Annotated in this window: 21 protein-coding genes; 8 read left to right on the top strand and 13 right to left on the bottom strand. The window is 69.4% G+C overall.

The window, feature by feature from the left end; translation table 11 throughout:
• Positions 1 to 21: 21 nt before the first annotated feature.
• Genes E5F05_RS15535 through E5F05_RS15525 form a run of 3 tightly spaced genes read right to left on the bottom strand, consistent with a single transcriptional unit; the run spans position 22 to position 1,975 of the window.
• Positions 22 to 390 (bottom strand): helix-turn-helix domain-containing protein, encoded by a 369-nt coding sequence (locus tag E5F05_RS15535; RefSeq protein ID WP_129119551.1) that lies wholly within the window; start codon positions 388 to 390, stop codon positions 22 to 24.
• A 59-nt stretch (positions 391 to 449) separates the two neighbouring features.
• Positions 450 to 971 carry a GNAT family N-acetyltransferase gene (locus E5F05_RS15530; protein WP_129119550.1) on the bottom strand — a complete coding sequence of 174 codons (522 nt, stop codon included), beginning with the start codon at positions 969 to 971 and terminating at the stop codon, positions 450 to 452.
• Positions 959 to 1,975, bottom strand: coding sequence for an NAD(P)H-dependent flavin oxidoreductase (locus E5F05_RS15525; RefSeq protein ID WP_129119549.1), 1,017 nt, complete (start codon positions 1,973 to 1,975; stop codon positions 959 to 961). The genes E5F05_RS15530 and E5F05_RS15525 overlap by 13 nt, the downstream gene beginning before the upstream one ends.
• A 305-nt stretch (positions 1,976 to 2,280) precedes the next feature.
• Here E5F05_RS15525 and E5F05_RS15520 point away from each other — a divergent pair, with 305 nt between their 5' ends.
• The 6 genes from E5F05_RS15520 (at position 2,281) to E5F05_RS15500 (ending at position 9,413) form a co-directional block, all read left to right on the top strand.
• Complete coding sequence (locus E5F05_RS15520; protein WP_129119548.1) at positions 2,281 to 3,192, top strand: histone deacetylase family protein; 912 nt, start codon at positions 2,281 to 2,283, stop codon at positions 3,190 to 3,192.
• Between the two features lie 154 nt (positions 3,193 to 3,346).
• On the top strand, positions 3,347 to 4,936 hold the full coding sequence (locus E5F05_RS15515) for a peptide chain release factor 3 (protein ID WP_129119547.1): 1,590 nt from the start codon (positions 3,347 to 3,349) through the stop codon (positions 4,934 to 4,936).
• A gap of 37 nt (positions 4,937 to 4,973) precedes the next feature.
• Positions 4,974 to 6,044 carry a hypothetical protein gene (locus tag E5F05_RS21710; protein WP_244944498.1) on the top strand — a complete coding sequence of 357 codons (1,071 nt, stop codon included), beginning with the start codon at positions 4,974 to 4,976 and terminating at the stop codon, positions 6,042 to 6,044.
• Positions 6,002 to 8,320 carry a DEAD/DEAH box helicase gene (locus tag E5F05_RS15510; protein ID WP_244944497.1) on the top strand — a complete coding sequence of 773 codons (2,319 nt, stop codon included), beginning with the start codon at positions 6,002 to 6,004 and terminating at the stop codon, positions 8,318 to 8,320. Before E5F05_RS21710 ends, E5F05_RS15510 begins: the two co-directional genes overlap by 43 nt.
• A gap of 29 nt (positions 8,321 to 8,349) precedes the next feature.
• Complete coding sequence (locus E5F05_RS15505) at positions 8,350 to 8,814, top strand: hypothetical protein (protein WP_129119545.1); 465 nt, start codon at positions 8,350 to 8,352, stop codon at positions 8,812 to 8,814.
• 35 nt (positions 8,815 to 8,849) lie between these two features.
• Positions 8,850 to 9,413 (top strand): C39 family peptidase, encoded by a 564-nt coding sequence (locus tag E5F05_RS15500; RefSeq protein ID WP_129119544.1) that lies wholly within the window; start codon positions 8,850 to 8,852, stop codon positions 9,411 to 9,413.
• A gap of 78 nt (positions 9,414 to 9,491) precedes the next feature.
• On the opposite strand, the gene E5F05_RS15495 is transcribed toward E5F05_RS15500, so the two are convergent.
• Positions 9,492 to 10,610, bottom strand: a complete 1,119-nt coding sequence (locus tag E5F05_RS15495) for an aminopeptidase (protein ID WP_164973506.1) — start codon at positions 10,608 to 10,610, stop codon at positions 9,492 to 9,494.
• Positions 10,611 to 10,655: 45 nt separating this feature from the next.
• On the opposite strand from E5F05_RS15495, the gene purU reads away from it, so the two are divergent.
• Positions 10,656 to 11,540 carry a formyltetrahydrofolate deformylase gene (gene purU / locus E5F05_RS15490; protein ID WP_129119543.1) on the top strand — a complete coding sequence of 295 codons (885 nt, stop codon included), beginning with the start codon at positions 10,656 to 10,658 and terminating at the stop codon, positions 11,538 to 11,540.
• A gap of 63 nt (positions 11,541 to 11,603) precedes the next feature.
• Here purU and E5F05_RS15485 read toward each other — a convergent pair whose 3' ends face one another.
• The 9 genes from E5F05_RS15485 to ftsE form a co-directional block, all read right to left on the bottom strand.
• The gene (locus E5F05_RS15485) at positions 11,604 to 12,203 is read right to left on the bottom strand and encodes an LON peptidase substrate-binding domain-containing protein (protein ID WP_129119542.1); all 600 of its coding nucleotides are present in this window, start codon (positions 12,201 to 12,203) and stop codon (positions 11,604 to 11,606) included.
• A gap of 128 nt (positions 12,204 to 12,331) precedes the next feature.
• Positions 12,332 to 13,135: a tRNA (guanosine(37)-N1)-methyltransferase TrmD gene (gene trmD / locus E5F05_RS15480; protein ID WP_129119541.1), complete on the bottom strand. Its 804-nt coding sequence runs from the start codon at positions 13,133 to 13,135 to the stop codon at positions 12,332 to 12,334.
• A gap of 159 nt (positions 13,136 to 13,294) precedes the next feature.
• On the bottom strand, positions 13,295 to 13,828 hold the full coding sequence (gene rimM / locus E5F05_RS15470; protein ID WP_129119540.1) for a ribosome maturation factor RimM: 534 nt from the start codon (positions 13,826 to 13,828) through the stop codon (positions 13,295 to 13,297).
• 10 nt (positions 13,829 to 13,838) lie between these two features.
• Positions 13,839 to 14,078, bottom strand: coding sequence for a KH domain-containing protein (locus tag E5F05_RS15465; protein ID WP_164973505.1), 240 nt, complete (start codon positions 14,076 to 14,078; stop codon positions 13,839 to 13,841).
• Positions 14,079 to 14,238: 160 nt separating this feature from the next.
• A complete protein-coding gene (gene rpsP / locus E5F05_RS15460; RefSeq protein WP_129119538.1) occupies positions 14,239 to 14,487 on the bottom strand; it encodes a 30S ribosomal protein S16 in 249 nt (82 codons plus the stop codon).
• Between the two features lie 227 nt (positions 14,488 to 14,714).
• The gene (locus E5F05_RS21705) at positions 14,715 to 14,951 is read right to left on the bottom strand and encodes a peptidoglycan DD-metalloendopeptidase family protein (RefSeq protein ID WP_244944496.1); all 237 of its coding nucleotides are present in this window, start codon (positions 14,949 to 14,951) and stop codon (positions 14,715 to 14,717) included.
• Positions 14,948 to 16,372, bottom strand: a complete 1,425-nt coding sequence (locus E5F05_RS15455) for a peptidase M23 (RefSeq protein ID WP_244944495.1) — start codon at positions 16,370 to 16,372, stop codon at positions 14,948 to 14,950. The genes E5F05_RS21705 and E5F05_RS15455 overlap by 4 nt, the downstream gene beginning before the upstream one ends.
• Entirely contained in the window at positions 16,369 to 17,232 is an 864-nt protein-coding gene (locus E5F05_RS15450; protein ID WP_129119536.1) for a cell division protein FtsX, read from the bottom strand. The genes E5F05_RS15455 and E5F05_RS15450 overlap by 4 nt, the downstream gene beginning before the upstream one ends.
• Before the next feature lie 106 nt (positions 17,233 to 17,338).
• On the bottom strand, positions 17,339 to 18,022 hold the full coding sequence (gene ftsE, locus E5F05_RS15445; protein ID WP_129119535.1) for a cell division ATP-binding protein FtsE: 684 nt from the start codon (positions 18,020 to 18,022) through the stop codon (positions 17,339 to 17,341).
• Positions 18,023 to 18,210: 188 nt separating this feature from the next.
• On the opposite strand from ftsE, the gene E5F05_RS15440 reads away from it, so the two are divergent.
• Positions 18,211 to 19,527, top strand: a complete 1,317-nt coding sequence (locus tag E5F05_RS15440) for a S41 family peptidase (RefSeq protein ID WP_241687183.1) — start codon at positions 18,211 to 18,213, stop codon at positions 19,525 to 19,527.
• The last annotated feature ends 60 nt before the right edge of the window (positions 19,528 to 19,587 follow it).

The following is a 19,587-nucleotide window of genomic DNA, read 5'->3' as shown; positions in this document are numbered from 1 at the left end:
ACGGCCCTTCTTGCTGCTGGATTACGCCTGCGCCCAGTCCCGCAGGTAGTCCGCCACCAGCTCGCTGACGTTCACGCCTTCGCGCACCGCCTTTTCGAGCTGCGCGGCCTTCTCCTCACGGGTCATCGGCAGCCACAGGGCCACGTACTCCTGCCCGCCTTCCACCTTGTACTCGCCGCCCAGCTCGTCGCGCCGCACCGTGCCGCTCTGTTCCATGGCGTCCTCCGTTCCGGCCTTCATCAGCCAGTCCACCACACGCGCCTTGAGGAAGCGCCACTCGCGCCCGACCTTGCGCCCGGGAATCTCCCCACCCCGCACCAGCGCGTAGGCGGTCGTCTCACTTACCTTCAGGTAGGCGGCCAGTTCCTCCAGCGTCAGGACTTCATCCATAGGCTGATTGTGCCACCTCTCCTCAGGTGGCGTTATCTTGCATTATCTATCACTAAATGTCAACAGTTAGCAGAAATTAAAGCAAATTGGCCTCTATTGAGGGCGTACCACACCGTCTCCACCAGCTCACCCCGGTACCTGTCCGGCCCACCCTGCCCGACTTCGCGGAACCCCAGCCGCCGCATCAGCGCGCGCGAGCGGAGGTTGGGCGCGTGAACCTCGGCGGTGACGGTGTGCAGGCCTAGCGTGCCGAAGGCGTGGGCCAGCAGCAGCCGTCCCGCCTCCGCGCCCACGCCCCGGCCCCATAGCGCCCGCTCGCCAATGGCGATGCCGAATTCGCCGGAAACTGGGGTGAGGTCTGCCAGGTCCACGTACCCGACCAGCCGTCCGTCCCGTTCCACGCCCAGCCGCAGAAAGTCCGGCCCGGCCCCGGCCCTCAGGCGCCTCCAGTGTTCCCGGACCTTGCGGGGCGCGAGGCCGACCGTCCACCCCGCCACCAGGCAGAACTCCGGGTCGGCGGCCCAGCGCACGGCGGCTTCCTCGTCGCCGGGACGCAGGGGGCGCAGGGTTACTCCGGCCACAGGTCCCCCAGAATCTCCGCCGCCGTGCCTTCCCGTCCCCGGTGTGCGCCCTCACCCGCCCAGAGGCTCAGGAACCCGGTCTGGCCCGCCCTGGCCGCGGCGGCGCGAAGTTCTCGCGTCAGCGCGTTCTGGTACGGGTAGGGGAGAGGCCGCCGGACCTCTGCCGTGACCCGGTTGGCGAGGCCACGTGCGGTGCGCCCCGAGAAGGCCCGCGTGAGGACCGTCTGACCGGGTTGCGCGGCGGCGAGGGCGGCACGGTAGGGCGCAGACGTGCCCGCCTCCGCCGCTCGCAGAAAGGCGGTGCCGCACTGGGCGAGGCTGGCTCCGGCGTCCAGTGCCGCGTGCACGTCCGCCGCAGTCATCAGGCCGCCCGCCGCGATGACTGGAATGGTTGTTGCCTCCACCACTGCCCGTGTCAGGGCCAGCGTGTCCGCGAGTTCGTCCCGCAGCCAGCCTCCCCGGTGCCCGCCTGCCGCGCCGCCCTGCACGACGACCGCGTCCACGCTGTCTGTTGCCAGGGCGCGGGCCTCCTCCACGCCGGTCGCCGTGCCGATGACCAGTATTTCTACCGCTTGCAGGGCCGCCACCTCTGCCCGTCCCAGCCGCCCGAAGGTGAAGGAGAAGACGGCGGGCCGCACCTCCAGCACCGCCTCAAACTGCCCGGCGAAGTCCTCCCGCACGCGCTCCGGCAGCGTAGGTGGGGGCAGGTCCAGTTCCGTGTGCAGCGGCGCGAGGTCGGCCACCGCCGCCGCGACCTCCGCCTCCGTCAGGGCCGGGAGGGGCTCCGGCACGAACAGATTCACCGCGAATGGTCGTGCCGTGAGCGCACGCACCGCCGCCCCCGCCTCCCGAATCTGTGTTGGGGTCAGGTAGGCGGCCCCCAGGCTCCCCAGCCCGCCCGCCTGTGATACCGCCGCCACGAGTTGGGGTGTGGTCGGCCCGCCCGCCATCGGAGCCTGGATGATGGGAACACGCAGGCCGAGGCGCTGCATCAGGGGATTCATGGCAGCAGTTTAAAGAAGCTTTCAGTGGTCAGCCGTCAGCTTAGGACTGACGCAATTCAAAAGACGAGTGCGTGTGTACAAGGTTTTTTACCCCTCTGCAAGCAGCTCTGCGAGTCCCCCCTTGCGGGGGAGGTTGGGAGGGGGGTGGACGGCCCAGCCGTCCCAGTGCGAGAAAACGCGATTTCCCTCTGCCGCCGAGAACCGCGTTTCGCGTCAGTCCTAAGCGGTCAGCCGTCAACGTTCAGCCGAAGAAGCTGAGAGCTGAACGCTCCCCACCCATCGCCTGCACGCTCTACCCTGACCCCATGCCCTCCCCCTTCCCCCGCGCCTGGACCGCCTTTCGCCGCGCGGCGTACGCGGCAGGGCCGCCGCCCCGGCGGCAGTTTCTCCCGCGCGAGTTCGTGGAGCAGCTTCTCGCTGGAGCCGGGGCGAGATTGCCCCTGCTGGACGCCCCCCGGCTGGACTGGGCACACGCCGAGCGGGTGCATGACCCCGCCTACCTCGCCCGCTGGCGGCAGGGCGAGGTCACGCGCGCGGAGGAACGTGCGCTGGGGTTTCCCTGGAACGAGGCCGTCGTGGAGCGCGGCCTGCTCTCCAGCGGCGCGACCCTGGCCGCCACGCGGGACGCCCTCGCCCGCGGCCTGGGTCTGAACCTGGGCGGCGGGACGCATCACGCCTACCGGGACCGCGCGGAAGGCTTCTCCTTCCTGAACGACGTGGTCATCAGCACGCGCTGGCTCCTCGACCACGGCCACGCCCGCTGCATCCTGATGCTCGATCTCGACGTGCATCAGGGCAACGGGACGGCGGCGCTGCTGGCGGACGAGGCCCGCGCCTTCACCGTCAGCGTCCACGGCGCGAACAACTACCCCTTCCAGAAGGAGCGCAGCGGCCTGGACGTGGCCCTGCCCGACGGCACCGGGGACGAGGCTTACCTCGCCGCACTCGATGAGGTGGTGATGCCTGCCGTCCACGCCTTCCGCCCGGATTTCGCCTTCTATCTGGCCGGGGCCGACGTGCTGGAGGGGGACCAACTGGGCCGCCTGGCGCTGACGCCCGCCGGGGTCCGTGAGCGGGATGACCGCGTCTTTCGCTGGGCCGCGCAAGCGGGGACGCCCCTCGTCACCGTGATGGCTGGAGGCTACAACCGCGACCCACAGCGGTTGATCGAGACGCGCCTGGGGACGCTGGACGCCGCACTGGCCGCCTTCGCCTGAAGCCCTGCCCCGCCGTCCGCTGCGGTATCATATAGGGATGACGTACCTCCTCCCGCCCCCGTAGCGCGAGTCGCAGGTGCCGCGTTTTTCCTTGCCTTTTCCCAAGCCGGGCGCCTCCCCCTGCCCGCAGGACCCTTTTCTCAGGAGTACGGCCATGACCATCCCCACTGCCCAACTCGACCACGAAATCGCCCGCCGAAGGACCTTCGCCATCATCTCCCACCCGGACGCCGGGAAGACCACCATCACGGAAAAGCTGCTGCTGTACGGAGGCGCCATTCAGGAGGCGGGCAGCGTCACCGCCAAGGAAGGCCGCTCGCACACCAAGTCCGACTGGATGAGCATCGAGCAGCAGCGCGGCATTTCCATCTCCTCCTCCGCGCTGACCTTCGAGTATGCCGGGCGGCACATCAACCTGCTCGACACGCCCGGCCACCAGGACTTCAGCGAGGACACCTACCGGACGCTCACCGCCGCCGACTCTGCCCTGATGGTGCTGGACGCGGCGCGCGGCGTGCAGTCGCAGACGGAAAAGCTCTTCGCGGTGTGCCGCAACCGCGGGATTCCGATCCTCACCTTCGTGAACAAGATGGACCGCCCCGCGCAGGACCCCTTCGAGCTGCTCGCCCAGGTCGAGAACACGCTGAAAATCACCGCCGTGCCCCTCACCTGGCCGATTGGCGACGGACCGGACTTCAAGGGCGTGTACGACCTCCAGACCGGGCAGGTGCTCGCCTTCGAGCGCACGTCGGGCGGCAAGCACCGCGCGCCCGTGCAGACGGCGGGGCTGGACGACCCCAAGCTGGTGGACCTCGTCGGCTCCGACCTCGCCGCCAAGCTGCGCGAGGACGTGGAACTGATCCAGGGCGCGATGCCCGAGTTCGACGCGGGCGCGTTCCTGTCGGGCGAACTCACCCCGGTCTTCTTCGGCTCCGCGATGAACAATTTCGGCGTCGAGCACTTCCTGAGCCACTTCGTGGACCTCGCGCCGCCGCCTGGCCCGGCCCTGACGAACCTGGGCGAACGCGACCCGGACGCGCCTTTCGCGGGCTTCGTGTTCAAGCTCCAGGCCAACATGAGCCGGGCACACCGCGACCGCACCGCCTTCATGCGCGTGATCAGCGGTCACTTCGAGCGCGGCATGGACGTGACCCACACCCGCACCGGGCGCAAGCTGCGGCTCTCGCAGGCCCACACCCTCTTCGCGCAGGACCGCGAGAAGGTGGAGGAAGCGTACCCCGGCGACATCGTGGGTCTGGTCAATCCCGGCGTGTTCCAGATCGGGGACGTGGTGAGCGTGGACCCCAAGGTGACGCTGCCCAGCTTCCCGCGTTTCACACCCGAAACCTTCGCCACCATTGCCCTCAAGGACGTGGGCAAGCGCAAGGCGTTCATGAAGGGCCTGACGCAACTCGCCGAGGAAGGCGTGGTGCAGGTCTTCTACCCCACCGACGGCGCGCGTGATCCCTACCTGGGCGCGGTCGGCCCCCTCCAGTTCGAGGTCTTCCAGGCCCGCTTGCAGGAGGAGTACGGCGTGGACGTGGAGCTCCACGTGACCGGCTACCAACTGGTGCGCTGGCTGGCCGGGGACGCGGGCAGTGTGGCCCGCTTCGCCCGGCACGTGGAGGACGACCAGGGCCGCCCGGTGATGCTCTTCCGCAGCCGCTACGACCTGGAGTACACCGCCGAGCAGCACCCCGAGATCGAGTTCCTGCCACTGCCCAAAGACCTGACTCGGGTGTAAGGATGGACCTCAAGCGCGTCCCCCGGCCTTCTTCTCCATGCCCGCTGTCAGCGCGGCGCTGCGGCTGAACGTGAAGGCGGTGACCGACCTGGGCCTCACCCGGACCCGCTTCGGCTACAGGGGCCAGTCGCAGGTGAAGGAGGCGGGGCGCATCTACCGCCAGAGCTTCATGCTCAGCGGCGAGGGCATCTTCACCGGCGGCGAGTGCGGCTGCGGCCAGAAGGGCTGTCCCCACCTCGCCCGCGTGCTGCTGAACCCCACGCTGGAACGGGCGCTGGCAGCGGCCGAAGGGGAGACGGAGGAGGCCGAACGGTTGCCCGAACCCGTCCCACCTTCTCCCGAATCCGAAGCGGAAGAGGACACTGGCCCCCTCCCGCCCCTCGCCAGTCCGCTGCGAAGTTGGCTGAGCTACGCGGCGGACCTGGGCGGCAGGCCGGAACCCGCCGAAACGCCGCTGCGCTTTGAGCTGGACGTGCAGGTGCGCGCCCGCTCGGCCCGCGAGGTGCTGACCCTGCGGGTGTGGCGGACGGGCCTGCGGAACGGTCACCTTTCCCGCCTCGCGGTGTATCCGCTCCCGCACGCCCTGCGCTGGTCGCACGGGGCCGCCGATGCCAAAAGCCTGCCCCGTTATGCCCGCCCCGACCGCGACGTGCTGCAACTGCTCGCGCTGGGGGCCGAGAGCGGCGTGCAGGGCGGCGAGGAGACGTGGTTCCTGGGCAACCACCCCCTCACCGACACGCTGCTGACGCGCCTGCTGGACACCGGGCGGCTGTACTGGGCAGGGAGGAGCGAACCGCTGCGCCCCGGCCCCGGGCAGCCAGTCACCTACGCCTGGGAGATGGACGCGGGCGGCGTGCAGCGGCCCACGCTGGCGCTGCCGGAAGGCGTGCGCGTGCTGCCCGTCTCGCCCCGCTGGTACGTGGACGAGGCGGCGGGAACCCTGGGCCGCCTGACCTCGGCGCTCCCGCCCGCATTGGAGGACGCCTTCCTGGGCGTGCCACCCGTCCCCCCGCGCAGGCGGCCAGTTTCGCGCGTGCCCTGCGCGAGAGTTTTCCGGGGCTGGACGTGCCCACGCCCCGCCCGGTCCGCACGATCCGTGCTCCCCTGAAGTACCGGCCGGTCCTGACCCTGCGTGAGGAGCCGGTGGAGGTGAGCCGCCGTCAGGGCTGGCGCCGGGTCACCTCCTTGGAACGCCTGGGCGTCGCCCACCTCGCCCACCATTACGACGGCAAGCCGCTCGACCTGGAGCGGCAGAACTACGTGGATGGTGTCCTGCACCTGGCCTCCCGGGACCCCGCCGCCGAGAAGAAGGCCAGCGGCCAGGTGACCCGGACGGGCCTCAAGCGCCTCCAGACCCTGCAACCGCGCGGCGACCACATCCGCCACCCCCAGGCGCAGGCCCTCTACACCTTCGCTAACGAGGCCGACTGGCAACGCTTCCTGACAGCGGAAATGCCGAAGCTGGAGGCCAAAGGCTTCCGCGTGGAGCTGGACCCCAGCTTCCCCTACCGCTTTGCCGAAGTCGAGGACTGGTACGGCGAGGCCGAGGAAGAAGGCGGCTGGTTCACGCTCGAACTGGGCGTCATCGTGGACGGGCAGCGGCACAGCCTGATTCCCATCCTCGTCTCGCTGATTGCCGAACATCCCGAACTCTTCACGCCCGAAGCCCTCGCCGCGCTGAAGGACGACGACCTGATCACGGCCCGGTTGCCGGATGGCCGCCGCCTGCCGCTTCCCGCTGGCCGCGTCCGCGCGATCCTCAGCGTGCTGGTGGAACTGCACCTGCGCGAACTGCCGGACGGCCCACTGCGCCTGCCGATTCTGGACGCCGCCCGCCTCGCGATGCTGGACGAGGCGCTGCACGCGCGCTGGCTGGGGGCCGACCGCTTGCTCGAACTGGGCCGCCGCCTGCGTTCCTTTCAGGGCGTGAAGGAGATCACGCCGCCCGCCGGTCTGAACGCCAACCTGCGCCCCTACCAGCAGCAAGGCCTCGCGTGGCTGCAATTCCTGCGCGAGTACGACCTGGGCGGGATTCTGGCGGACGACATGGGTTTAGGCAAAACTGCCCAAACCCTCGCCCACCTCCAGACCGAGAAGGAAGCGGGACGCGCCGACCGCCCCAGCCTGGTCGTTGCGCCAACGAGCGTCCTGAGCAACTGGCGCGCCGAGGCGGCCCGCTTCACGCCCGGCCTGAAAGTCCTGACCCTGCACGGCCCCGCCCGCAAGGCCGACTTTGCCCGCATTCCTGAATACGACCTCGTGCTGTCCACCTACCCGCTGCTGCCGCGCGATGTTGACCAACTCCGCGAACACGAGTTCCATCTCCTCGTGCTGGACGAGGCGCAGAACATCAAGAATCCGAAGAGCGCAGCGGCGAAGGCGGCGGGGGCTTTGAAGGCCCGTCACCGCCTCGCCCTGACCGGGACGCCCCTCGAAAACCATCTGGGCGAGCTGTGGTCACAGTTCAACTTCCTGACGCCGGGCCTGCTGCACGACGAGAAGACCTTCCGCGAGCTGTACCGCACCCCGATTGAGAAGCAGGGCGACCGCGCCCGCCAGGCCGCCCTCGCCGCCCGCGTGAAGCCCTTCATCCTGCGCCGCGAGAAACGCGACGTGGCAAAGGAGCTCCCGCCCAAGACCGAGATTCCGGTCCGTGTGACGCTCGACGGTGACCAGCGGGACCTCTACGAGACGGTGCGCGTAACCATGCTCGAAAGGGTGCGCGAGGAACTGGACGCGCGCGGCCTGGCCCGCTCCACCGTCGCCATTCTGGACGCACTGCTTAAATTACGGCAGGCCGTTACCGACCCGCGCCTGGTCAAGCTGGAGGCCGCCCGCAAGGTGAAGGGCAGCGCCAAACTCGACTGGCTCACGCAGAACCTCCCGCAGATGGTGGAGGAAGGCCGCCGCATCCTGATCTTCTCGCAGTTCGCCACGCTGCTGGGGCTGCTGGAAGACACGCTGAGCGAGTTGGACCTCCCCTACGCCAAGCTCACCGGGCAGACGAAGGACCGCGCTACGCCCGTTCAACGGTTCCAGAACGGCGAGGTGCCCGTCTTCCTGATCAGCCTGAAAGCGGGGGGCGTCGGCCTGAACCTCACCGCCGCCGACACCGTCATCCACCTCGACCCCTGGTGGAACCCCGCCGCCGAGAACCAGGCCACCGACCGCGCCTACCGCATCGGGCAGGACAAGCCGGTCTTCGTCTACAAGCTGATTGCGGCGGGCAGCGTGGAGGAGCGCATTCTGGACCTCCAGAACCGGAAGGCGGCCCTGGCAAAAGGCGTACTGGACGGCGGCCTCACGAGCGCGACGCAACTGACGACGGGCGATCTGGAGGTGCTGTTCGCGCCTTTGGAGGAGGAGGAACCGCTCCCCGCCTGAACGTCCCCACCACACTCTAAATTGGGCGCATGGCCCGCTTCCCCCTTGCCTGCCTGTTCCTGCTGACCCTGAGTGCCTGTACCCTCAGCCCGTCCCGCTCGACTCCCTTTGCCGCCGGGCAGAACTGGCTGGCGCAGGGTTACGACAATGGACAGCTCACCAGCGCCGAGGTGGCGACCGGACGCTTCAGCACCTACGACATGGACCGCAGCGACGTTCCTGCGGGCAGTGAAAAGGCCAGCGTGAAGGTCCGCAGCAACCTCAACCCGGTTATGACCCTGCGTCTGCTGTTCCCCGGCGGAACGCCCATGATCGTGCAGACTCTCAGCACGGGCGAGACGGACTTCCTGTGGAATGCGGGCATGGCCGGGGCGATCTACCGCTGCCGGGTGCTGGCACGTGACGCCGGGATCACCTACATTTCCGGCGATTTCGTGCGGGTGGACCAGGGGAAGGAAGTGCCGCTGGGCAGTTGCGGCGTGCGGCAGCGGTAAACGTTCCGTCAGAGGGGGTGAGGCATGCTGCTTGAGTGCGTCTCCTGCTTCCCCTCCTCCTCGCCGCACTGCTCGGCAGCGTGCGGGCGGCCCCAGCCTCCGCGCCCCCCGCCGGGTATGTGCTGTCCGGCATGCCGCTCGTCCACCAGACGTATAACGCCTGCGGCCCGGCGAGCATCACGCAGGTGCTTGCCTACTTCGGCATCAAGGTCAGCCTGGCCGACGTGAGCCGCCTGACCCGGCCCGACGAGCGGGCGTATATGACCGCACAGGCCATCGTGGACTTCGCGCCGCAGGTCGGCATGGAGGCCCGGCTGTACCGGGGCGGTTCCCTGGAGACGGTCCGCTCGGCCATCCGCGCCCGCCTGCCGCTGATCGCCCTGCAATCCCACATCACGGCCACGCAGGTCATCCCACACTGGCGCGTCGTGACTGGATATGACGACGCCCGACAGCAGGTGTACCTGATGGACCCGCTGCTCGGGTACGTCCGGATGGGCTACGCCGACTTCACGCGCGTCTGGGCGGACCACCAGGGGCAGTTCGCGGTGATGTACCCGCCGGGGTGGCGGGAGACGGTGCGGAAGGTGATCGGATAGGTATTGACGGGCCATGAGCTATAAGCCGTGAGCTTTGAGCAAGAAGGCTGAAGCGACAGCCGAGGCCAGTGGGCTTGCTCATAGCCCATAGCCTGCCCCTACAAACCGCCCCCCCTCCTGCACCACTTCCCCGTCCAGGCTCAGGCGTCCGCCCTGCCGCAGATCGGTGATCAGGTCCCAGTGAATCGCGCTCGCGTTCATGCCGCCCGTCTCGGGATAGGAGCGGCCCAGCGCGAGGTGGACGGTGCCGCCGATCTTCTCGTCGAAGAGGATGTTCCCGGTGGGTATCTGAATGCCCTCGTTCGTGCCGATCCCCAGTTCGCCCAGCCGCCGCGCGCCGGGGTCGGTGGCGAGGGCCGCCCGCAACACATCCTCGCCTTCCTCGGCGCTGGCCTCCACGACCTCGCCCGCGCGGAAGACCAGGCGGGCGCCGCGTACCATCTGCCCGCCGTAGCTCGCGGGAATGGTGAAGGTGATGACACCCTCGGCGCTGTCCTCCAACGGCCCGGTGAAGACCTCGCCGCTGGGCATGTTGCGCTTGCCGTCGCTGTTGGCCCAGGTGCGCCTACCCACGCGCAGCGTCAGGTCGGTGCCCGGGGCCTCGATCCGCACGGTGTCGGCGCGGCTCAGGCGCTCGATCAACCTCGCCTGCCTCTCGCGGACCTCGCCCCAGGCGGCCACCGGGTCGGGGCGGTCGAGGAACATCGCGCGCATCACGAAGGCGCCGAACTCGGCCTCGGTCATCCCGGCCTGCATGGCGGCATACGGGGTGGGGTAGAGGGTCAGGCTCCACTTCTTCCGGGCGCGGGCGGCAGCGATAGGTGCGCGGGCGGCGGTCAGGCGGGCACGGCGCGAGGCGTCCCCGTCGCTGCCCGGCTCCGGCGTCAGAATCCGCAGGCTGCCGTCCAGCGCCTCCACGTCCGCGAGGTCGGCGGGGTGGATGGTGTCCAGTACGGCGTCGGCGGCGAGGGCGGCGAAGTCGTCGTCCTGACCGGGGTAATCGAGACGCACCACCGGACGTGCGCCCCGCTTCAGGAAGGCCCGCGTCACCTCGCGCACCAGGGGCAGGGCCGCCGTACCGCCCGCGACCAGCAGGCGCTCGCCCGGCTGCGCGCTGAGGCAGTAGTCGGCCAGCAGGGCCGCGTGCCGCGCTGGGTCGTAGTTCAGGGGGGAGGCCGCCTCACGATTCGTCTGCACGCGCCCGAGCCTAGCACCCACGGGCACCGGCTATCCTGCCGGGACATGACGGCCCCCTCCTCCCGGCTCGACCCCCTGAATACCGCGGTCCTGACCATCTCCTGCCCCGACCGGGGCGGCATCGTGGCGGCGGTGTCACAGTTCCTGCACAACCACGGCGCCAACATCATCCACTCCGACCAGCACAGCACCGACCCGGCGGGCGGCACCTTCTTCATGCGGATGGAGTTCTATCTGGAGGGCCTGGACCTGGCCCGCGAGCCGTTCGAGCGCGCCTTCGCGTCGGTCGTCGCCGCGCCCTTTGGGATGGACTGGCGGTTGAGCTACACGGCGGAACCCAAACGCATGGCGATTCTGGTCAGCCGGTACGACCATTGCTTTCTGGACCTGCTGTGGCGCAAGCGCCGGGGCGAACTGAACGTGGAGATTCCCCTGGTGATCAGCAACCACGAGGACCTGCGCCGTGACGCGGAGATGTTCGGGATTCCCTTCCACGTGGTCCCCGTCACCAGGGAGAACAAGGCCGAGGCCGAGGCTGAGCAGGTGCGGCTGCTGAAGGAGGCCGGGGCAGAGTTCGCCGTCCTCGCCCGCTACATGCAGATTCTCAGCGGCGACTTCCTGCGCGACTTCGGGCGCCCGGTCATCAACATCCACCACTCCTTCCTGCCCGCCTTCGTCGGCGCCAACCCCTACCGCGCGGCCTTCCAGCGCGGCGTGAAGCTGATCGGCGCGACCAGCCACTACGTGACGGAAGAACTCGACGCCGGGCCGATCATCGCGCAGGACGTGGTGCCGGTGACCCACCGCGAGACGCCCGACACCCTGATGCGCCTGGGCCGCGACGTGGAACGCCAGGTGCTCGCCCGCGCCGTCAAAGCCCATGTGGAAGACCGGGTGCTGGTGTACGGGAACAAGACGGTGGTGTTCTAGGGAGGGATCAGGTGTCAGGAATTAGGGCTTTTCCTGATGCCTAACCCCTCACTCCTGACCCCTTCAGTGCAGCACCCGCACATCCCCAGGCAGGAAGCCCAGGAGCGTCTCCAGGCGGCCGAGGAGGGTCGGGGCTTCGAGCGCCCTCTCCCGCTGCCCGGCGTCGAGGGGGAGCAGTGCGGCGGCGAAACTGGCGATCAGCAGGGGGTCTTGCGGGGCACTCTCGCGGATGGCGTCGGCGTCGGCCGGGCGCAGGCGCATCAGATCGGACACGAGGCGCCGGGCGACGGCTTCCTCGGCGGGGCGGTCCAGGGGGGCGGGGGCGAGCGGCCAGACGGTCACGTCCGCCCCCAGGTACGTGTGCGTCAGATCGAAATCCTGCACCCTGAACCGCTCGCCACCCACCACCAGGATGCTGCTGGTGCCGTCCTCGTGGGTTTCGGACCGCCGCAGGTGCGCCAGCGTGCCGACCCGGGTGACCCGCTCGTGGAAGGGCAGCGGCGAAACCTCGCGGGGCTGCACGATCCGCACGATCCCGAACGGCTCCCCGCTCGTCTGCACGCGCGTCAGCAGTTCCCGGTAACGCGGCTCGAACACGTACAGGGGAAGCACCTGTCCGGGAAACAGCACGACGTTCGGGAGGGGGAACAGCGGTACACGCATCTCTCCCGTCATGGTGCGCCGTTTCGGCGGCCGACAAGTGAGCAAGGCATACAGAAGACGCGGCTGGACGTGGTTTTTGCCCTGTGCCTGTTCGCCTGTGTGGTTCGGCCTGCGTGCGGCTTAGCGGTTCAGGTCCCCTCGGCGTCGGCCCGGACCTTGCGGCGACGTTTGGGCGCGGGGGGAGGAGGCGCGCCCCACGCCGCCAGTTGCTCGGGCGTCACCCCCAGCGTGAGCAGGTGCGCGCTGTCCTGGGGCGTCAGGTCCGCGCTGGCGAGCAGATCGGGCCGCCGCGCCAGCGTCCGCGCGAGCGCGTGTTCCCGCCGCCACCGGGCGACGGCGCCGTGGTTGCCGCCCTTCAGCACTTCGGGCACGCTCTCGCCGCGCCACTCCGGGGGGCGGGTGTATTCCGGATAGTCCAGCAGACCACTGGAAAAGCTGTCCGCCCGGTGCGAGTCCTCGTCGCCCAGAACGCCCGGGACCAGGCGCGCGACCGCTTCCAGCACGCAGGCCGCCGCCGCCTCGCCCCCCATCATCACGAAGTCCCCGAGGCTGAGTTCGCGCGTCGCCAGCCTTTCCACCCGCGCGTCGAAGCCCTCATAGCGCCCGCACAGGAAGGCGAGGTGCGACCGCGTGGACAGCTCCTCCGCCGTCCGCTGCGTGAACCGCTCCCCGGCGGGCGTGAACAGGATCATCTCGTCGGCGGGGGGCAGGCTGGCGAGTGCCCGCTCGGCCACGTCCACCCGGATCACCATGCCCGCGCCGCCGCCGTAGGGCGTGTCGTCCACCTTGAGATGCTTGTTCTCCGCAAAGTCCCGCATGTTCACGAGCTTCACGTCCACCAGCCCCCGCGCCCGCGCCTTCCCCACGATGGCCTCCGACGCGAACGGCGCGAGCAGTTCGGGAAAGAGGGTGAGGAAGGAGAAGGTCAGCATGGGGGGCCTCGGCCCTCTGCGTCGCGCAGCGCCTCATACCAAATTGTGTTGATTCGGGAGAATCAACCGAGCGGAGCGAGCAGCAAAAAGTACCGGCTGGCGGCGATGGAAGAACGTCCGGCGCTCTCCCGGATGTTCTGGAATCAGAGCAAGTCGGTATCACTCCTCCACCCCTTCGCCCAGCAGCCCCGCCGGGGCGTCTTCCGTCAGGGCAATGGCGGCGGGGCGTCCTGTTTCGCCTGTGCGGACGACCACGTAAGGCGCTTGCAGGGGCAGGAAGCCCTCACCGCCCGCGTGCGTGACGACCAGCAAATCCTGATGCCCCGCGTCCACGACGTCCCGGACCTCGCCCACCTGTTCGCCGCCCGCGCCCTGGACCGGCAGGCCGCGCAACTCGTGGTAGTAGTAGCGGCCCGCTTCCAGCGGGGGGAGGTCGGCGTCGGCGGCGTACACGTTCGCGCCCCGCAGTTCCTCGGCCCCCTCGCGGCTGGTGATGCCCGCGAGCTGGAGGGCCACGCCCGGCGCGAGGGCCTCGGCGCGGCGCACCCGCAGCCAGCCCCGGCCCTCCACCCACACGCGCTCCAGCGCGAGCAATTGCTGCGGGTCGCCCAGCACGTACACCTTCACGCCGCCCTGGACACCGTGCGGCCCGAGGAAATGACCCAGCCGGGTCGTGTCGGCCGGGGCGGTCAAGGCTGGCCCCTCACGGCTTGCGCGGCGCGTCGAGGTCCACGTTCACGCGCTCGTGGGGGTCACTGGCCGCGCGCACCAGCGTGCGGATCGCCTGAATCACGCGCCCCTGCCGTCCGATCAGGCGGCCTTCCTCGCCCGGCCCGACCCGCACAATCACGGTTGGTCCACGCCGGGAAGCGCGCACCAGCGAAGGCTGGTCCACCACGCTCTGCGCCAGAAACAGCGTCAGGTCTACAGGGTCGGTCTTCATGCGGGGCATTGTAGAGGAGGGCGTGTGGCTTGTGGAGAAAAGAGGAAGGTGAGAGGCGCTGGACGATGCGGCCCACCTTCTTTTTCTACAAGCGACAAGCCACGCGCCACAAGTCAAAAAAAGAGGCCCCCGCAGGAGCCTCTCTCTTCGTTGCCTTTGCTCAGGCGACCTTGACGCCCTGGGACTTCAGCAGGCGGCGGGCGGTCTGGGTGGGCTGGGCGCCCACGGAGAGCCAGTAGGCCGCGCGCTCGGCGTTGACCTTCAGGTAGTTCTCGGTGGTCTTGCGGGGGTCGTAGTGCCCCAGGTTCTCGATGTAGCCACCGTCGCGGGGACGGCGGGAATCGGTGACCACGATGCGGTAGTGGGGGTTGTGGGCAGAGCCGAAACGGGACAGGCGAATCTTGACCATGATCTGAAAAACCTCGGGTTGGGATGTTGAGGGTGGGCTTCCCCGCTTAGGTCACGGGAATGATGCGCCCGCAGCAGCCAACCGGAAGCGCACCGAAGAAGAGTAGCAGAGGAGGGGGGGAGGGGCAAGGGCTTGTGGAACGGAGCCTGTGGCTTGTCGACGAGCGAACGCGCCAGCTTGAAGCCTCAGCCTCCACAAGCGACAAGCCACAGGCCACACGCCTCCCCTCAGAACGGCGGCGGCACCGGCTGGCGCGACCCGCCGCTCACGCTGTTCACCTGAAAGGCCATGCGGCCCGGCCCGAAGATCGGGCTGCCGCCGATGGTGCCCAGCGGGGTGCCGCGCGCGACCCGCTCCCCGACCTGCACCCGCGCGTCTTGCAGCCCGAAGTAGGCGGTGACGGTGGGGCCGTGGTCGAGCAGGACCACCCAGCCCAGGCTGGCGTAGTAGGTGGTGGCGATCACGTTGCCATCGAGCGCGGCGACCGCCTGGCCGTCCCCCGCGCCTTGCAGGACGCTCCACTGCGCGCCGCCCTGGCCGTAGGGCTGGCTGACGCTGCCGCCGGGGAGCGGGAACCCGACCGGGCCGCTGACGGGGGGAGGGGGGCAAGCGCCTGCTCGACACGCACCGTCGCCTGCTGGACCTGGGTTTCGCGCTGTTGCAGGGCGGCCTGTTCCTGCTGGAGCTGCGCCTGCCGCTGGCGCTGGGTGGCGTCGCGGGCCGCAGCAGCCTGAGCGGCGGCCTGTTCACGGGCGCGGGCTTCGGCCTCGGCTCTGGCCTGGGCGGCCGCCTGTGCCTGTGCCTGGGCCTGCGCTCTGGCCCGCGCTTCGGCCTCGGCCCGCGCCCGGGCCTCGGCGGCGGCACGTTCCCGTGCCAGGCGGGCCTGCCGTTCCTGTTCGGCGCGGAGGCGGGCCAGCCGCAGCGCCTCCTGCCGCGCGCGCTCCTGCGCCTCGCGGATGCGGCGCAGCTCGGCCTCGCGGCGTTTGCGTTCTTCCTCCAGGCGGCGCCTCCGTTCGGCCTCGATCCGGGTACGTTCCTGCACGACCTTGCCCACCAGTTCGTCGATGGTCTGGGCGGTCAGGGCCTGCTGCGCCTGGGTGTGGGTGGCCAGGGTCCGCTGGCCCTGCTCGCTGCGTTTCAGGCTGGCCAGGAGCCCCTGCTGCTCGGCGCGGCGGTCGCGGAGCTGCGTGAGCTTGGCGACGCGCTGCGTCTGGAGGGCCTGGAGGTCTGCTGCCTGCCGCGCCTGCTGGGTGCGCTGTGTCTCCAGCGTCCGCACCTCCTGCCGCAGCGTCTCGATCACCGCGACGTTGTGCTGCCCGGCCATATTGGCGTATTTCAGCCGGATCAGCAGGTCCGACAGGCTGCGGGCCTGCGACAGGAGCTGGAGATAGCGGCCGCTCCGTTCGCGGTACAGGGCGCCGAGCAGTTCGCGCACGTCCTGCTGAAGCTGCGTCACCCGGGCCTGCGTCACCTGACCCTGCGCGGTGGTGTCGGCCAGTTGCCGCTGCGCGAGGGCCACCCGCGCCGCCAGGACCGCCGTCTCGTTTTCCAGACTGGCGACCTGCCCGGCCAGCACGTCCAGCCGGTCCAGCGTCTGCCGCTGCTGCGCCGTCAGGCTCTGGATGTTGGCCCGCAGCCGTTCCAGTTCCTGCCGCTGCTGCGCGCCGAGCTGCCGCTGCTGCTGCAAGTCGCGTTCGAGTTGCTGGAGCCGCTGGCTGGTCGTCGGCAGGACGAGCGGGGGAGCGCCCGGCAGATCGGGCAGGGGCGGGTCCGCCTGGGCGGGGCCAGCCTGAGCAGGGGCGACCTGTGAGGGGACGGGCGTCTGTGCCCCCGCCAGCAGCGCCGCCGACAGCAGCACCAGCGCGGGCCAGCCGCGCGCCCTCACTCCAGCTCCCGCAGGTAGCGCCGTGAGGCAAACAGGCTGCCCGTCAGGCCGATCAGCACGCCCAGCACCCCCACACCGCCCAGGATCGGGAGCAGGCTGGGCAGGTCGCGCACCACCGGGAAGACCGGAGCGAACAGTTGCACCCGCGCCGCGAGGGCGAGGTAAGCGGGCGTCAGCAGCGCGAGGGCCAGCGCCGCCGCCGTCACGCCCAGCAGCACACCCTCGATCACGTGCGGCATCCGGATAAACCCGCGCGTCGCGCCCAGCAGCCGCATCACGCTGATCTCGTTGCGCCGGGCATACATCGCGACCCGGACCGCGTTCAGGATGTTAAAGAGGGTGCCCAGCAGCAGCAGGCCCACCAGCACGTAGCCCGCGCCGCGCACCGCCGTCAGCGTCCGCACGGTCTGATCCACGTAGCCTGCGCCGTACTCCACGTCCTCCACGCCCGGCAGGGTGGACACCGCCGCCGCGACCGTCCGCGAGTCCTCCACCCGGCTCACCCGCATCCGCAGCGTGTCGGGAAAGGGGTTTCCGGCGAGCTGAGCCGCGTCCCGCGCATACGGGTAATCGCGCGTCATCTCGGCCAGCACCTGCTCGCTCGTCGCCAGCGAGGCCTCCCGCACCTGGGGGAGCGCGCGCACCTGCGTCAAGAGCGCCTGCCCGTTCGCCCCGTCCCGCAGGAACGCCGCCACCTCCACCTGCGATTCGAGCTGTTCCAGCGTCCGGTCCACGTTCAGCGTCAGCAGCAGCACGAACCCCAGCATCAGCAGCGTCAGCGTCATGGTGGTCAGCGTGGCAAAGGTCGCCGTGAGGTTGCCCCGCATGGCGAGCAGGGCCTGGCGGAAGTGGTAGGTCATGACGCGCCCCCGGCGCGGTCTAAAGGTCTAACCGTCAAACCGTCTAGGGGGACCCGGCCGTTCGACGGTTTGACCGTTCGACGGTTTGACGGGGCGGCCCTCCCCCTCACAGCGTATACCCCCCATACGGGTCGTCCCGCACCAGCCGCCCCTTCCGCAGCGTCAGGGTGCGGTGGCGGAAGGTTTCCACCAGGTCGCGGGCGTGGGTGGCGACGATCACGGTGGTGCCGCGCAGGTTGACGTTCTGGAGGACTCTGAGGACCTCGCGGCTGTGGTCGGGGTCGAGGTTGCCGGTGGGTTCGTCGGCCAGGAGGAGGGGCGGGTCGGCCACGATGGCGCGGGCAATCGCCACCCGCTGTTGCTCGCCCTGGGAGAGCTGCACCGGCAGGGCGTGCTTCTTGTGCTCCAGGCCGACCGTCCGCATGGCCGTGGTGACGCGGCCCGCCCACTCGCGCTGCGGGACCCCGGTCACGCGCAGGGTAAAGGCCACGTTGTCGTAAGCATTCAGGTGGTCGAGCAGCAGGTTGTCCTGAAAGACGGTGCCGATGCGGCGGCGCAGCAGCGCGGTGCGGCGGCCCCGGTAGCGGGCGAGCGTTTCCCCGGCCACCCGGATCTCGCCGCGGGTGGGCAGCGCCCGCTTGAGCACCAGATTCATGAAGCTGCTCTTGCCCGCGCCCGAGTGCCCCACCAGGTACACGAACTCCCCCTTCCCGACCTGGAGGCTCAGGTCGTCGAGCGCGAGGGTACGGGTCACGGGATATTCCAGCGTCACGTTCTTGAACTGGATCATGGCTGGCCTCCGCCGGAAGCAACGTGGGCGCGCGGCAAACTGTGCGGGTGCGTCATGCTCGCGGCCCAGCATAGCCCAGGCCTCCGCTATAGCGTGAAGGAATCTTCATAAATCAGCCCGCCGGGGGGAAAGCCGCTCCGTCACTTCCGCCTCAAATGTCCTTCACCCGCCCGCCCTATTCTGGCCGCGTGAACCGGAAACGCATGATGCTCGTGGCGGGTGCCCTCGCCGCTACCGCCGCCGTGGGGTACGCGCAAATGGGCGGGTACACCCAGTCGGACCTGACCAAGACCGATACCGGCCGCGCCTTTCTCCAGGTGATCGGCGCCCTGAACCAGTACTACCTCTATCCCATCGATCAGGAGAAGCTGCTGCGCGGCGCGATCAACGGCGCCATCGGCAGCCTGAACGACGAGTTCACGTACTACAGCGAGCCCGCGAACAACGCCATCGACAACCAGAACCTCAACGGCGAATTCGGCGGGATCGGCGTCACGCTGGTCGCCGCGAACGCCGACGGCACCGGAGGCAAGATCGACAACGTCTACAAGGGTGGGGCCGCCGCGAACGCCGGGGTGCAGATCGGTGACGTGTTCGTGAAGATCGACGACAAGGACGTGCTGAACAGCAAGCTCGACGAGATCGTGCGCCTGGTGCGCGGCAAGGAGGGCACGACCGTGAGCGTGACCTTCGCGCGCGCGGGCAAGCCCTACACCGTGAAGATGGAGCGCCGCAAGGTCACCATCGTCAGCGTCGAGGAGACGGTGCTGCCGGGCAATGTCGGCTACATCGCGCTGAACACCTTCTACAACTCGAAGGCCAGCGAGCAGTTCCGCGCCGCCGTGGCCGACATGAAGAAGAAGGGCGTGCAGAAGCTGATCCTCGACCTGCGCGACAACGGCGGCGGCCTGCTGAACGCGGGCGTGGACGTGGCCGACCAGTTCCTCTGGCAGGGCGACATCGTCAGCCTGCGTGACCGCAGCGGCAAGACCGAGGTGTACGGCAAGGCCACCCGCAGCCCCGGCGACTACACCGGCAAGCTGATCGTGCTGGTGAACAAGAACAGCGCCAGCGCCAGCGAGGTGGTGGCGGGCGCGCTTCAGGACACCAAGCGGGCCACCATCGTCGGGGAGCAGACCTTCGGCAAGGGGGTCGCGCAGATTCCAATCGACACGGTGGACGGCGGCAAGGTCGCCATCGTGGCGAACGAGTGGCTGACCCCCAATGGCCGCCAGATTCACAAGAAGGGCATCACGCCCGACGTGGTCGTAAAGGACACGCGCTACACCGTGCCCCTGAATTTCACCGGGGGTGGCCTGGAGCCGAACGCCAAGATCACCCTGACCGTGGACGGCAAGCCCGTGACCGTCACCGCCGACAAGGACGGCAAGTTCACCTACACCGGCGAGGTCAAGCGCCCCACCCACAGCACCACCCAGGGCGAGGCGGTGGTGGACCCGCAGGACGACGCGATCCTGAAAAAGGCGCTGGACCTGCTGAAGTAAGCGGTCAGCTTTCAGCCGTCAGCAGGGCGTCCCCGTGGAGTGGGACGCCCTGCTTGACTT

Source organism: Deinococcus metallilatus (assembly GCF_004758605.1).
GTDB lineage: Bacteria > Deinococcota > Deinococci > Deinococcales > Deinococcaceae > Deinococcus > Deinococcus metallilatus.
Note: the sequence above shows the minus strand (reverse complement) of the source record. Positions and strands in the feature narration are given on the sequence as shown.

Excerpts from the sequence above, each read along its gene's own strand:
- E5F05_RS15535 (WP_129119551.1), bottom strand. The coding sequence starts at position 390 with ATGGATGAAGTCCTGACGCTGGAGGAACTGGCCGCCTACCTGAAGGTA.
- E5F05_RS15525 (WP_129119549.1), bottom strand. The coding sequence starts at position 1,975 with ATGAATCCCCTGATGCAGCGCCTCGGCCTGCGTGTTCCCATCATCCAG.
- E5F05_RS15520 (WP_129119548.1), top strand. The coding sequence starts at position 2,281 with ATGCCCTCCCCCTTCCCCCGCGCCTGGACCGCCTTTCGCCGCGCGGCG.
- E5F05_RS15515 (WP_129119547.1), top strand. The coding sequence starts at position 3,347 with ATGACCATCCCCACTGCCCAACTCGACCACGAAATCGCCCGCCGAAGG.
- E5F05_RS21710 (WP_244944498.1), top strand. The coding sequence starts at position 4,974 with ATGCCCGCTGTCAGCGCGGCGCTGCGGCTGAACGTGAAGGCGGTGACC.
- E5F05_RS15505 (WP_129119545.1), top strand. The coding sequence starts at position 8,350 with ATGGCCCGCTTCCCCCTTGCCTGCCTGTTCCTGCTGACCCTGAGTGCC.
- purU (WP_129119543.1), top strand. The coding sequence starts at position 10,656 with ATGACGGCCCCCTCCTCCCGGCTCGACCCCCTGAATACCGCGGTCCTG.
- E5F05_RS15485 (WP_129119542.1), bottom strand. The coding sequence starts at position 12,203 with ATGCGTGTACCGCTGTTCCCCCTCCCGAACGTCGTGCTGTTTCCCGGA.
- trmD (WP_129119541.1), bottom strand. The coding sequence starts at position 13,135 with ATGCTGACCTTCTCCTTCCTCACCCTCTTTCCCGAACTGCTCGCGCCG.
- E5F05_RS15465 (WP_164973505.1), bottom strand. The coding sequence starts at position 14,078 with ATGAAGACCGACCCTGTAGACCTGACGCTGTTTCTGGCGCAGAGCGTG.
- rpsP (WP_129119538.1), bottom strand. The coding sequence starts at position 14,487 with ATGGTCAAGATTCGCCTGTCCCGTTTCGGCTCTGCCCACAACCCCCAC.
- E5F05_RS15450 (WP_129119536.1), bottom strand. The coding sequence starts at position 17,232 with ATGACCTACCACTTCCGCCAGGCCCTGCTCGCCATGCGGGGCAACCTC.
- ftsE (WP_129119535.1), bottom strand. The coding sequence starts at position 18,022 with ATGATCCAGTTCAAGAACGTGACGCTGGAATATCCCGTGACCCGTACC.